11 protein-coding genes are annotated in these 12505 nt (G+C 61.6%); 4 read left to right on the top strand and 7 right to left on the bottom strand.

The genetic code is table 11. The features are described 5' to 3' along the window. Positions 1–33: 33 nt before the first annotated feature. Positions 34–1233, top strand: coding sequence for an acetate/propionate family kinase (locus HII33_RS12455; protein ID WP_179396146.1), 1200 nt, complete (start codon positions 34–36; stop codon positions 1231–1233). Positions 1234–2247: 1014 nt separating this feature from the next. Here HII33_RS12455 and HII33_RS12460 read toward each other — a convergent pair. The 3 genes from HII33_RS12460 to HII33_RS12470 form a co-directional block, all read right to left on the bottom strand. Then, complete coding sequence (locus tag HII33_RS12460) at positions 2248–4785, bottom strand: YhgE/Pip domain-containing protein (RefSeq protein ID WP_179396147.1); 2538 nt, start codon at positions 4783–4785, stop codon at positions 2248–2250. A gap of 32 nt (positions 4786–4817) precedes the next feature. Further along, positions 4818–5387: a TetR/AcrR family transcriptional regulator gene (locus HII33_RS12465; RefSeq protein ID WP_179396148.1), complete on the bottom strand. Its 570-nt coding sequence runs from the start codon at positions 5385–5387 to the stop codon at positions 4818–4820. A 180-nt stretch (positions 5388–5567) separates the two neighbouring features. Beyond that, on the bottom strand, positions 5568–5726 hold the full coding sequence (locus HII33_RS12470; protein ID WP_179396149.1) for a hypothetical protein: 159 nt from the start codon (positions 5724–5726) through the stop codon (positions 5568–5570). A gap of 293 nt (positions 5727–6019) precedes the next feature. On the opposite strand from HII33_RS12470, the gene HII33_RS12475 reads away from it, so the two are divergent. Further along, positions 6020–8395, top strand: a complete 2376-nt coding sequence (locus HII33_RS12475; protein ID WP_179396150.1) for a phosphoketolase family protein — start codon at positions 6020–6022, stop codon at positions 8393–8395. 86 nt (positions 8396–8481) lie between these two features. Here HII33_RS12475 and HII33_RS12480 read toward each other — a convergent pair whose 3' ends face one another. The 3 genes from HII33_RS12480 to HII33_RS12490 are packed head-to-tail and all read right to left on the bottom strand — an operon-like array spanning position 8482 to position 9730. After that, positions 8482–8697, bottom strand: coding sequence for a hypothetical protein (locus HII33_RS12480; RefSeq protein WP_179396130.1), 216 nt, complete (start codon positions 8695–8697; stop codon positions 8482–8484). A 14-nt stretch (positions 8698–8711) separates the two neighbouring features. Then, entirely contained in the window at positions 8712–9293 is a 582-nt protein-coding gene (locus HII33_RS12485; protein ID WP_179396151.1) for a hypothetical protein, read from the bottom strand. Continuing rightward, positions 9290–9730, bottom strand: coding sequence for a MarR family winged helix-turn-helix transcriptional regulator (locus HII33_RS12490; RefSeq protein ID WP_179396152.1), 441 nt, complete (start codon positions 9728–9730; stop codon positions 9290–9292). The genes HII33_RS12485 and HII33_RS12490 overlap by 4 nt, the downstream gene beginning before the upstream one ends. 189 nt (positions 9731–9919) lie before the next feature. Between HII33_RS12490 and HII33_RS12495 the strand changes: the two genes are divergently transcribed. Then, complete coding sequence (locus tag HII33_RS12495) at positions 9920–11053, top strand: baeRF6 domain-containing protein (RefSeq protein ID WP_179396153.1); 1134 nt, start codon at positions 9920–9922, stop codon at positions 11051–11053. A gap of 53 nt (positions 11054–11106) precedes the next feature. Here the strand turns inward: HII33_RS12495 and HII33_RS12500 are convergent, their stop codons facing one another. Beyond that, positions 11107–11880, bottom strand: coding sequence for a gamma-glutamyl-gamma-aminobutyrate hydrolase family protein (locus tag HII33_RS12500; RefSeq protein ID WP_179396154.1), 774 nt, complete (start codon positions 11878–11880; stop codon positions 11107–11109). A 167-nt stretch (positions 11881–12047) separates the two neighbouring features. On the opposite strand from HII33_RS12500, the gene HII33_RS12505 reads away from it, so the two are divergent. Next, complete coding sequence (locus HII33_RS12505) at positions 12048–12494, top strand: LytTR family DNA-binding domain-containing protein (RefSeq protein WP_179396155.1); 447 nt, start codon at positions 12048–12050, stop codon at positions 12492–12494. Positions 12495–12505 lie beyond the last annotated feature (11 nt).

Genomic DNA, 12505 nt, shown 5'->3' on the forward strand with positions numbered 1-12505 from the left:
ATGGCTGAGGCCGACACGAAAGGAAGCGGGACAATGACGAAAGTATTAGCGATCAACGCAGGGAGCTCAACGCTGAAGTGGAAGCTCTTCGACATGCCCGAAGAAGTGGAGCTGGCCGATGGTTTGATCGATCGCCTCGGTCAGCCGGAGTCGACCGTGAAGATCAAGTACGGCGGGCAGGTCTACCGCTCAGGGCAGCCGATCCGCAACTACCATGAGGCTGTCGCGGATGTGATGACCCAGCTCAAGGACCTTGGCTTGGTCCGCCACCTGCACGAGATCAGTGGGGTCGGTCACCGCGTGGTCGCAGGCGGTGAGCGGTACAGCGAATCCGTGGTGATCACCCCGGAGGTGCTGCAGCACATCGAGGCGCTCGGCGAGTTTGCCCCGTTGCACAACCCGGTCGAGGCGAAGTACATCGACATCTTCCGCCGCGAGATGCCGTGGGCGGTGCACGTCGCCGTGTTCGACACGGCGTTTCACCAGACCATGTCGGCGGAGAATTTTCTCTACAGCATCCCGTACCAGTACTACCAACAGTACGGGGCGCGCAAGTACGGGGCGCACGGGACCTCCGTGCGCTACGTCGCCCAGCGCGCAGCGACGCTTCTGCATCGCCCCAGCGGCCCGCTACGGCTGGTGGTGATGCACCTCGGCTCGGTCTCCAGCGTCACCGCGGTGCGCGACGGTCGCTCCGTCGACACCTCGATGGGCTTCACGCCGGTCGTCGGCGTGACCATGGGCACGCGCAGCGGCGACGTCGATCCGTCGCTGCTCGCCTACCTGATGGGCAAGCTGGGCTTGACGGATATCAATGACATGATCACCATTTTGAACCAAAAATCCGGCCTGCTGGGCCTCTCCGAGCTTTCGCCGGACCAGCGCGACCTGGAGGCGGTGGAGGACGAGGCGCCGCTGGCGAAGCTCGCGCTGGACATCTACGCCAACCGCGTTGCCAAGTACGTCGGGAGCTACGCCGCGGTGATGAACGGCATCGATGCCTTGGTCTTCACCGGTGGCGTGGGCGAGAACGGCGGCGAGATGCGCGCGCGCATCATGCAGCACCTGACCTACCTGGGCGCGACCATCGACCCCGAGGCGAATCAGGCCCGCGGTAAGGAGATCGACCTGACCGCGCCGGGTGCGGCGGTCCGTACACTGGTCGTGCCGACCAACGAGGAGCTGATGATCGTCCGGGACGTCTACGGCTTCGAGGACGTGCGCACCCACTGACCGTAGCTGACCGAACGCGTTTGTCGCGTTCGGGTGGCCATGGTATAGACAAAGCGGAGGTCTGCCAGACCGGCGTGAAAGCGCGGGGCGGCAGACCTCTTTTGGCTGTTTTTCGGGCGGTGGGGCAGCGCACAATATTGTGGCTTTGGGGGGGCTGACGTTGGGCGGGGACTCACCAACGGTTGGGTGCTTGCTGACTGCTTCCCGACTTTCGTCGAGCTGCGGACTCGCAACGCGGGCATGTCTTGCTTCCGTTCGGCTTCGCCTCACGCCGCAGGACACATGAAGCATCGCTGCATGTGTCAGCTACGCCGGACACCTTGGACCCATGAGCGGTCCAAGGCGCCCGGCTAGGCTAGTCGTCCCGCTAAGCCCACGAGTTCTCCGCTCTGGTTCGTCGAGCTGCGAAGCGCATGTGGGTGCGGTCTAAGTCGTCCCAACGCAAGGCCCAAGCCCGGGGCCTCACGTTAGGCCGCCTTAGCCCAACCCGCATGACCGCGCTTCTCCGCTCTGGAGTTTTCAGACGCACCAAAGCCGCCCTCAGGGCACCTGAGGACGCCTTTGGCTGACTACCGCGGCTGCCCCGCGGGGGCGCCCGGCCGGGGGTGAACGGTCTGCCATCGACCGGCCGGGTGGTGACGCGGTCAGTCTGCGTCACCGTCTTGATTATCCCGCCAGATTCAGACCGTCTGGCGTGGCAGCGTGCAGTTGCACCGATCACCACCGTCTTGCCTTGTGCCCGGTGGTGTCATCCGACTTAGACCAGCTAACGTGAGCATACTCATCACGCCTCACCGTATCGATACTCCGGCCTAGCCTACTGAGGAAGCAATATCCCCTGGATGATTTCGGCTACCCGTCGGTGAACGACCGCGTTGCGCTGACGCGATCACCAGGCGAGCTCCCCTTGGATTATCTGCAGTCTACTGCGGGCCCGTGGGTTTGACAACTAAAACGACTCGGCCCGGACACCAAAACAACGCGCCCCATCAGGAGGCGCGTTGTTTGCTCGGATCATTTTTCGACCGCTTGGAGCTTCTGGTTGTCATCCAGCTGGGAGACACCCATCAGGTGCTTGCGCTGGAGCCATTGCATGACGACCCAGAGCAAGGCCAGGGAAGCGCCGGCGACGCCGATCAGGAAGATGATCGCGCCGGTGATCGTGTGACTGGCGATCCCGCTGGTCAGGGCCTGACGGAAGCCCATGATCGAGTAGCTCATCGGCAGGAATGGGTGGATGGCGTTGTAGAACCCGTTGGTGATCTCCATCGGGAACGTCCCGCCGGCCCCACCGAGTTGCAGCATCAGGAGGACCATCGCGACGAAGCGGCCTGGATTATCCAGCCACATGGACAGGAACATGACCAGGTACATCGAGGCGAGCGCGAACAGCCAAGCGAACAGGTAGAACAGCCCGACGTGTTGCACTTGCAGGCCGAACGCCATGATCATCGTGGCCTCGACCAGGGCCATGCCGGTCGCCACGAGGCCACCGAGCACGATCTTGGAGAGGAACCACTGCGTTGCCGTTCCCCCTTCGTGGGACACTTTGCGGATCGGGTAGGCAAAGTTGAAGACCAGTGCGCCGACGTACAGGGCGAGAGACAGGACGTAAGGTGCCAGCGCGTGGCCGTAGTTGGCGACCTTGCTGAAGAAGGTGTGGTTGACCTTCGTCGGCGCGGCCATCATGTCGGCGGTCTTATCGGTCAGATTGATGCCGTTGACCTGCTTGGCGCCAGACTTCAGGGCCTTTGCCAGCGTCTTGGACCCGTCCTTGAGCTGGCCGGCACCATCGGTGAGCTGACTGCTGTTGTTGGTCAACTGCGTGGTGCCGTCGAGGAGCTGGGACACGCCGTCCGTCAGCTGTGGCAGCTGCGCGGCACCGGCGGTCAGCTTGGTGGCGAGCTCGTTGCTACCAGCTTGAAGTTGGCTGACGCCACTGGTGAGTTGTGGCAGTTGGCTACTCATTGTGCCGAGACCGCCAGCCAGCTGGGTGGCGCCGCTGTTCAGGGCCTGGCTGTTGGCGCTGAGCTGTTGCGCACCGGCGTCAAGTTGCTTGATGCCGGCGAGCAGCGCGGGCATGCCGGCCGTGAGCTTCTGGGTGCCGTCATTGAGTCCAGTCATGCCATCGGTCAGTTCCTTGCCTTTGGCGACTAGCTGCTGGCTACCGGCTAGTAGCTGCGTGAGCGAACCGGCTTTTGTGATATCCTCGTTAGTCGCTGTGGCGGCACTGAGCGCCGCCATCAGCTGCTGGCTACCGGCCTGCAAGGTGTTGAGCCCTGCGTACAGGGTTTCCTTGTCGGTATCGCTGGCGTTACCGGTGGCAGTGCTTTGGGTAGTCGCAAACGTGTTGAAGTCCGCGTACATCTTGTTGAGTGACTGCATGGCAGCGGAATCGTCGTCAAGCCCGGCCGCCTTGAGCTGTGCCTTTGCTTTGTTGTAGTCCATGACAACGGCAAAGCCTTGCGTGGTGGCATCGGACTTGGTTTTGGCCACGCGGGCCTTGATGGCATCAACGCCATCACTGATCTGCTGGAGCCCGCCTTGCAGCTTGGTAAAGCTTGCTGGGAGCTGCTTGATACCGGCGTCAAGCTGGGTGACGCCGGCGACGTACTCGCTGGTGCCTTTGGTCAGATCGCTGCTGCCTTTTTGAAGCTTGGCGACCTGCGCGGGATCGATCTGATCCGTTTCGGTTTTCATCGTGTGAATTCCAGCGGTCAGCTTGGTGCTGCCGGCGGTGTACGCCGCGACCCCGCTTTGCAACTGGTTGGCCCCGCTGTTCAGCTGTGTCACGCCGCTGGTAAGCGGCCCAACCTTGCTGCCCAGCGTGTTGAGCCCGTTGTTGATCTTCGTGGCCCCGGCCGCGGCGGCCTTCATCTGGCTCGTCAGCGGGCTGACCTTCAGGCTCATGGTCTGGATCCCGTCGTGCACTTTGGAAACGCCGACCGTATAGGTGTCAATGCCGTCGTCCAGCTTGACAGTCCCTTCGTTGAGCTGCGTGGCCCCGCTGGCCGCCGTCTTGAAGCCTTTGCCGACCGTTTTGATCTGGTCAAAAATGGCGCTGGCGTAAGCGTTCGTGACGTTGGCGCGGATCTCCTTGTCGAGCTTGTCGACACCGATACCGGAGATGACCTGGCTCAGATAGTTCAGGGAGTCGTTGGTCTTGTAGGTCAGCTGCATTTTCTTCGGGTGCTCATCCAACAGCGTTGCGGCGTTCTTGGAGAAGTTCGAAGGGATCGTGACGACCGTGTAGTACTTGTTGTCTTTCAGTCCTTTGGCGGCCTGCTTGGCGGTCACGAACCGCCAGCCGAGCTCATGGTTCTTCTTGAGCTTCTTGACCGTTTGCTTCCCGACGTCAAGTGTCGTGCCTTGGTACTTGACGGACTGGTCGTTATTGACGACGGCGACGGGCAGGGCCTGCGTGTCGCCGTAAGGATCCCACACGGACTTCAGGAAGAAGACACAGTATAGGAAGGGGATGATCATGATGACCAGCACGGACAGCATGATCAGCTTGTTTTTCTTGATGAAGCCGAACTCATCTTTGATCATATCTTATGAAACACTCCTTCATGCGGCCGCGCTCACGCGTCGGCCGCGACTTCATTGAGGTACAACGTCGTCAGCTGCGAATAGGAATCGGCCTGGTCAGGGTCGGGAGGCAAAAAGCCCATCACCTCGAGCACGGAGAACCCGAGCACGCTGGAGATCAGCGCCTGGACGTAGGCCTCGTGGGACATGTGACGCAGCTTGACGTGGTTGATCAGCCGCTTGAGCAGCTGGATCACTTTGCCGGTCGCCTGGACGAATGGGCTGTTCTCCGGGTAGTGGTGCACGTAGTAGATCAGCTGCACCAGCGCGCCGTGCGACTGGAAGAACGCGTGGGCGTTCTCGGCGTAAGCTTGTAGCGCTGCACGGCCCGACAAGCCCGTCGCCGCTTCGATCAGCTGGGCGTACAGGGTCGTCATGAACTCGGTGCCCATCGCCTCGATCACGCCATCGATGTTGTCGTAGTAGTTGTACAGCGACTGCGACCGGATATCGAGGCGCTTGGCGAGCGTCTGGAATGAGAGCTGTTGGAACCCGTCTTCGCATGCGATCGTCTGAGCAGCGGCCACGATCTTCTGGTGATCGAGCGTCCGGTGTTTGACCATGGTGAGACTCCTTTCGTTGGCTAGTATTCTGCTTAATGAATATTACGAAAAGTAAATATAGACCGAATCGCTGAAGAATGCAAGCTACAATTTGTAGTTTAAGTCCAAAAGTTTTGGCCCTGGAGACGTCAAGGGGGGTGAGACTTGACGTCTCACCCCCCTTGATAACGATGACTTAGGCTACGCTTGGCGGCCGCCTTGATGACGGTCCAGCGCCACCACGGCGACCATCAGCGCCGCCACGACGACGGCCTCGATGGCAGCGTGAAACGTGATCAGCAGCGCGAGCGCGCAGGCCGCGAAGCCGAGAATGACCCAATCGAACGATGAGAATTTCATCTGTATCCTCTCCTTTGAAGACCCGGCCGAGTGTCTGGCGGTCGGTGGGTGCGCCCCCGCACCCCGATCTCACCCATAGTGTACCACCACCGCGAGGCGACGGCGTGATGAATTGGGCAGGGCGGGCGAATTGCCTGGCACAAGCATATTCGTTGGGGGTCACGCGGTTGGTGGCCTATACTAAAACTAAGTAGATGTCACGACAATTTAAGCACTTTTAAGCGGAATTAAGTGATTTTTGTTTTTCCAGGTGGTATACTGAAGCCAACAATTCAAAAAAGGGTGGTATCGTCATGACGACAGCCGTTGACTATTCTTCACAAGACTACTTTGACAAAATGACCGCATACTGGCGGGCAACGAACTACATCTCCGTGGGGCAGCTCTACCTCGCGGATAACCCGCTACTGAAGCGCCCGCTGGAATCCGGCGACGTGAAGTTCTATCCGATCGGCCACTGGGGCACGATCTCTGGCCAAAACTTCATCTACACGCACCTGAACCGGGTGATCAACAAATATGACCTGAACATGTTCTACATCGAAGGCCCTGGTCACGGTGGCCAAGTGATGATCTCCAACGCCTACCTCGATGGCACCTACACCGAGACTTACCCGAATATCACGCAGGACGCTAAGGGCATGAAGATCCTCTTCAAGCGCTTCTCCTTCCCGGGTGGGGCGGCGAGCCACGCCAACGCGCAGATCCCAGGCTCCATTCACGAAGGGGGCGAGCTCGGTTACGCGCTGAGCCATGCGACCGGCGCGATCCTCGACAACCCCGACGTGATCGCCGCGGCGGTGACCGGTGACGGGGAGACCGAGACTGGCCCACTGGCGGCTAGCTGGTTCTCCAACACCTTCATCAACCCGATCACCGATGGCGCGGTCCTGCCGATCGTGCACATGAACGGGTTCAAGATCTCCAACCCGACCATCCTGTCGCGCAAGTCCGATGACGATCTGCGCAAGTACTTCGAGGGGATGGGCTGGGACCCGTACTTCGTCGAGGGCGACGATGCGGACAAGCTCAACCCGCTGATGGCTAAGGCGATGGACACCGCCATTGAGAAGATCAAGGCGATCCAGAAGCACGCCCGCGAGACCGGTGACGCGACGATGCCGCATTGGCCAGTGCTGATCGTGCGCACACCGAAGGGCTGGACTGGCCCGAAGAGCTGGGACGGCGAGCCGATCGAAGGCTCCTTCCGTGCCCACCAGATCCCGATCCCAGTCAAGCGTGACGACATGACCCATGCAGAGTCGCTCGAAGACTGGCTGAAGTCCTACAAGCCAGAGGAGCTGTTCGACGACAACGGCGTGTTGAAGCCGGAGCTGAAGGCGCTGACCCCGAAGGGCGACAAGCGCATGGCGGCTAACCCGATCACGAACATGGGCTACAACACTAAGCCACTGGTGCTGCCAGACTTCCGCGACTATGCGCTGGACAACACCGAGCGTGGCAAGAACGTGAAGCAAGACATGCTCGTCTGGTCGGACTACCTGCGCGACATGATCCGCCACAACCCGGACAACTTCCGCGTCTTTGGCCCAGATGAGACGATGAGTAACCGCCTGTACGGCTTGTTCGAAGCGACGAACCGGCAGTGGTTAGAACCGATCGATCCGAACGGTTGCGACGAGAAGCTGGCCCCGGCTGGCCGGATCATCGACTCGCAGCTCTCCGAGCACCAGGCGGAAGGCTTCGCCGAGGGGTACACGCTGACTGGCCGCCACGGGCTGTTCACCTCCTACGAGGCGTTCCTGCGCGTCGTGGATTCCATGCTGACGCAGCACTTCAAGTGGATGCGCGAAGCCAGCAAGGAGCAGTGGCACAAGCCGTACCCGTCCTTGAACGTGGTCTCCACCTCCACCAGCTTCCAGCAGGATCATAATGGCTACACCCACCAGGATCCAGGGATCTTGACCCATCTGGCGGAGAAAAAAGGCGAGTTCATCCGCGAGTACCTGCCGGCGGACGCCAACTCCCTGCTGGCGATCTCGCCGAAGCTGTTCACCAGCCAGAACACGATCAACCTGCTGATCGCCTCTAAGCAGCCACGGCCGCAGTTCTTCTCCATCGACGAGGCGCAGGTGCTGGCGACGAACGGGTTGAAGCGCATCGACTGGGCCTCCAACGATGACGGGGTGGCACCAGACGTCGTGATCGCGGCGGCCGGGACCGAACCGAACATGGAGAGCCTGGCGGCGATCAACTTGCTGCATGCCAGCTTCCCAGACCTGAAGATCCGCTTCATCAACGTGGTTGACCTGCTGAAGTTGCGGTCGCCAGAGCGTGACCCACGCGGCCTGAGCGACGAGGCATTCGATCGCTACTTCACCACCGACGCGCCGATCTTCTTCGGCTTCCACGGGTTCGAAGACCTGATCCGCGACATCTTCTTCGACCGGCACAACCACAACCTGCACGTGCACGGCTACCGTGAAGAAGGCGCGATCACCACGCCGTTCGACATGCGTGTCCTCAACGAGCTCGACCGCTTCCACCTGGCCAAGGACATCATTGCCCATGTGCCTGGCTACGCGGAGAAGGCGGGCGCCTTCATCCAGAAGATGGACGACACCCTCCAGTACCACCACGATTACATCCGCGAACACGGCGAGGATATCCAAGAAGTCCTCGACTGGACGTGGACGCCGATCAAGTAAGCAGGCACCCAAAAAGTGACGTCAAAAAAGCTGAGCGCATGCGCTCAGCTTTTTTGACGTCTGCTTGTGATCGGGCGATGGGCTCATCAGTTGTGGTCGTGCCACCGGTCGAGCTGGGCCTGCAACCGGTCGCGGTGCTTCTCGGCTGCCGCCAGGTCGGCGGTGACTTCCGCTAGCGTGGCACCGCTGGCGCTGTAGCCTTTGGCCATTGCGGTGGGCGTGTCGACGTCTTCGAGTTGGCGGATGCGCTCGTTCACCGCACTCAGGCGGGCGATCAGGCGATCGAATGGGTCTGAAGTCATCCCTGTACCCCCTCTCAGGCGAGGGCCTCTGGCGCTGCCGGCTTTGGCCCTTGACCGCGCCGCGCGAGCACCCAAGCGTCGTAGTTCCATTCTTCGGTGAGGCGGCGGTTGTGTCGATAATCCCAGTAGGACTCACGCTCGACTTCCACGATGCGCCCCTGCGCGCTGACCGACACCCAGTTATAGCTGCCGTTGGGGTGCGCGAATTTGACCCACAGGAGCGAGACGGCGGTGCGCTGACCGGTCGCATCGTGGACGTCACGAGATTGGCGGTCAATGCGCATGAACTGAAGCGCTGCGGCGTACTGGGGGTCGAGTGCTTGGAACGTGGCCAGCGCGATCGCCAGGGCCGTATCTGTGGCCGGCAAGGGGCCGGTGGTGGTCCGCGCCGCATCGTTGAAACTGATCAGGCGCTGGTCTTGACCGTAGACCAGCGAAATGTGCGGGGCGAACGGGCGCGCCGGCCCGTTCGCTTGGTAGCGTTCGATCGTTACGACTTCCTGGTTGCGACGTTCGGTCAGCGTGGCGACTTGACGGTAATCATCGGGTAGGGTGAGCCGCGTCTGGGTGCGGCCGAGCACGATCAATGGGGTCATACGTCATGCACCTCCGTTGTGTCTAAGTTCTGGCTGATCTGCGCGAAGGCCGCCTGCAAGGTCTGGGTCTGCGCCGTGCTCAGGCCGGCAAACAAGGTGGCGTTGGCCGCGCGCAGGGCCTGGTCGATCTGCGGCAGGCGCGCCTGGCCCGCCGGCGTTAGCCGGATGATCCGGGCGCGACGGTCGGTGGGGTCCGGGGTCCGCTCGACCAGGCCCTGGCGCGTCAGCTGATCGAGTCGGCGGGTGACGTTGCTGGGGTTGAGGAAGACCCGCTGGAAGAGCTGGTCTTGCGTGAGTTGCCCGGCCTGGTCGATCTTGATCAAAAAATAATACGTGCTCGCGCTCAACGCGAGCGGCGCCAGCACTTTGTCCAGGTAGGTGGTGAGCCGGCGTGACAGGATGTTGATCGCGGTGATCTGTTCGTCTACTTCATGCATGGGGAGCCTCCTTGATGCGGTTTACGCCCACTAGTGGGTGGGACCACTTTAACACCATTTAATTGCTTGCGCAAGCAATTAAATGGGCGGACGCGTTCGAGTCGCGGTGGGCCACCGTTAGGCCGAAACTTTGCGCCGACGTGGCTCGGCCTGATAGGCTGGAGGTAGGAACGAAGAAAGGAGATCAATATGCCGATCCAGACAGAATTATCCTTGCAACAGTTTCTCGCCACTGCCAATACGCCGACCGTCTCGCTGTATTTGCCCGTCGAGCCGAACCAGGGGGACAAGGTGCGCCTCACACTGCGCCACCTGATCGATCACGCCAAAGACGTGATGGCGCAGACTTGGGCGGCGGTCGATTGGACGCCGTATCAAACCGCGCTTCAGCCTTGGCTGGATGACCCGCTGCGACTGGCCGACGTAACGGCCCCAGGCCTAGGCTTGCTCTGCGACGGGGTGAACCTGTACGCCCGTGAACTTGAGTACCCGGTGAGCGAAAGCGCGATGGTCACCGCGATGCCGCAGGTGCTCCCGATGCTGCTCGACATGCAGCGCCACTTTGAATTCGACCTGTTGACCCTACAACGCGACAGCATCGCCTTGTACCACAACGCCGGGGATGTGCTGACGGCGACCGCACTGCCGGCAGACGCGCCGCTGACGCTCAAAGGGACGCTGGGGACCGAGCTGCGTGGCGGGGCCACGAACTCGATCCCGCAAGGTAGTGGTCATGTCAGCTACCACGGGCACAACGATAAGGCGGCCGAGGATGCGATCGATCAGCGGCGCTACTACCAGGCGGTCGATACCTACATCGCCGACCACTACTCCAAGCCGAACCAACGGCGCCTGGTCCTGTTCGGGCTTCCGCAGAATCTAGCCGTGTTCCGCGAAGTCAGCCGCAACAGCTACTTAAGCGGGACGATGCAGATCGAGCAGAGCCCGAACAACCTGACGCTGGCGGACCTCGATGACGCATTGGCCATCTTGCGCCTCGATAATGGCATCCGGCGTCACCAGCAGACACTGGCAGACCTTGACCACGCCCGCGGCACTGGCCGTTTCCGTGCGGATCTTCCGGCGGTGATCGCCGCGCTCGATCGCCACGCGGTCGCCACGCTCGTGATCCGCCAAGGTGCGCGGGTCAACGCTCGCTTCGTCGACGGCCAACTCGATGCGCAGTCGGACCGCGCGAAGCACAACAACTTGCTGAACGACCTCGCCGATATGGCGATCGCGCAAGGCGGGACCGTGCAGGTTTTGCCGGAGAACATGATGGATCAGCCGATCGTTGCGGTGCTGCGGTATACGCACGACTGATGCACGAAGACGTAACAAGGCCCCTGAGCAACCGCTCAGGGGCCTTGTTGCGCTCACGCCGGCTGGGCGCCAGCCGCTTCGCGGTGGATGCGGTGGGCGATCGCCCGCTCGATGAAGTCGGAGTAGATGTTCAGCTGCTCCGGTGCGCTGGCCCACAGGTTCTCGGGGTGCCACTGGAGGCCGAGCACGAGGTCGTTTTCCACGCTTTCGAAGCCCTCGATCGTCCCGTCGAGGGCGGTCGCGGCGACGCGCATGCCGGCGCCGACGGTCCGCACGGCCTGATGGTGGCGGGAGTTGACGTAGGCGGTGTCTCCGATCGCCCGGTGCAGGCGCGAGTCTGGCGCGATCTGCACGTGGTGGGTCGGGTACTCCCCCGAGGTGCGCTGCAGGTGGCGCACGGCGTCTGGCTTTTGGGTCGCTAGGTCTTGGTAGAGCTTGCCCCCGAACGCGACGTTCAAGATGTGGCTCCCGCGGCAGAGCCCGAACATTGGCTTGCCGGCGGCGTAAGTGGCGCGGATCAGCGCCAGCTCAAACTGGTCGCGCGGCGGGTTGGTCTCGCCGATCTCTTGGCGCGGCTGCTCACCGTACAGCGTCGGGTCGACGTCTGGACCACCCGGGATCAGCAGGCCGTCGAACAGGGGCACGAACGCAGCGATCAGCTCGGCGCGCAAGGCGGCGTTGGTTGGGAACGGGATGATGATCGGCACGCCGCCCGCTTGGACGATGGTGTCTTTGAACATCGTCGGCGAGATGTCGACGGTGTTGGGTTTGGTGTAGACGGTGGTGTCGGGCATGGTATCTGCGGCGATAGCGATGATCGGGCGCATGGGCTCACTTCCTCTCTCGAGATTCTCTATTTTTAGTGTAACGTGTTGACCATTCGGCTGTCGCGTACCAGACCGTTCACCCGGAAAATTTGACCGTTCACGCAGAAATCATTCCATTTTCTCATTATTAGGGTTGTAATAGACTCATACCGAAGAAGGGGGTGGTGATGATCCGAGTCGAAGTGATCCCAGATCCAGAGGCGCAAGAGGCCAGCGTCGTGATCCGTGGCCGGGCCGATGATCCGGTCGTTGCGCAGCTCCAGGCGCTGCTGGCGCCGACCACCACCACCCTGAGTGTCACGCAACGCGGCACCGAGCACTTCTTGCCCCTCGCGGACATCCTGTTCATCGAGACGGAAGGGCGGCAGCTTCAGGTGCACACGGCAACGGCGATCTACGTCAGTCGGCGCACGCTGAGCGCGCTGATCCAGACGCTGCCGGGTAATTTCATGCAGGTGGCCAAATCCACGGTCATCAACCTCGATCAGGTGGCCGCGGTGACGCGCTCGCTGTCCAGCTGCGCAGTCGCCTTTCGTCAGTCACACAAGCAGGTCTTCGCGTCGAGGCGCAATGTCAAACCGCTGCTGGCGCGCCTCGACGCACGCCGCGGTTAAGGAGGAGAAGC

Origin of the sequence: Lacticaseibacillus absianus (genome assembly GCF_013407595.1) — a bacterium.
In the GTDB taxonomy this organism is placed as follows: Bacteria; Bacillota; Bacilli; order Lactobacillales; family Lactobacillaceae; genus Lacticaseibacillus; species Lacticaseibacillus absianus.

What these genes read in the sequence shown, in the direction of transcription:
- HII33_RS12460 (WP_179396147.1), bottom strand. Translation starts at nt 4,785, where the DNA reads ATGATCAAAGATGAGTTCGGCTTCATCAAGAAAAACAAGCTGATCATG.
- HII33_RS12505 (WP_179396155.1), top strand. Translation starts at nt 12,048, where the DNA reads ATGATCCGAGTCGAAGTGATCCCAGATCCAGAGGCGCAAGAGGCCAGC.
- HII33_RS12470 (WP_179396149.1), bottom strand. Translation starts at nt 5,726, where the DNA reads ATGAAATTCTCATCGTTCGATTGGGTCATTCTCGGCTTCGCGGCCTGC.
- HII33_RS12465 (WP_179396148.1), bottom strand. Translation starts at nt 5,387, where the DNA reads ATGGTCAAACACCGGACGCTCGATCACCAGAAGATCGTGGCCGCTGCT.
- HII33_RS12480 (WP_179396130.1), bottom strand. Translation starts at nt 8,697, where the DNA reads ATGACTTCAGACCCATTCGATCGCCTGATCGCCCGCCTGAGTGCGGTG.
- HII33_RS12475 (WP_179396150.1), top strand. Translation starts at nt 6,020, where the DNA reads ATGACGACAGCCGTTGACTATTCTTCACAAGACTACTTTGACAAAATG.
- HII33_RS12455 (WP_179396146.1), top strand. Translation starts at nt 34, where the DNA reads ATGACGAAAGTATTAGCGATCAACGCAGGGAGCTCAACGCTGAAGTGG.
- HII33_RS12500 (WP_179396154.1), bottom strand. Translation starts at nt 11,880, where the DNA reads ATGCGCCCGATCATCGCTATCGCCGCAGATACCATGCCCGACACCACC.
- HII33_RS12490 (WP_179396152.1), bottom strand. Translation starts at nt 9,730, where the DNA reads ATGCATGAAGTAGACGAACAGATCACCGCGATCAACATCCTGTCACGC.
- HII33_RS12495 (WP_179396153.1), top strand. Translation starts at nt 9,920, where the DNA reads ATGCCGATCCAGACAGAATTATCCTTGCAACAGTTTCTCGCCACTGCC.
- HII33_RS12485 (WP_179396151.1), bottom strand. Translation starts at nt 9,293, where the DNA reads ATGACCCCATTGATCGTGCTCGGCCGCACCCAGACGCGGCTCACCCTA.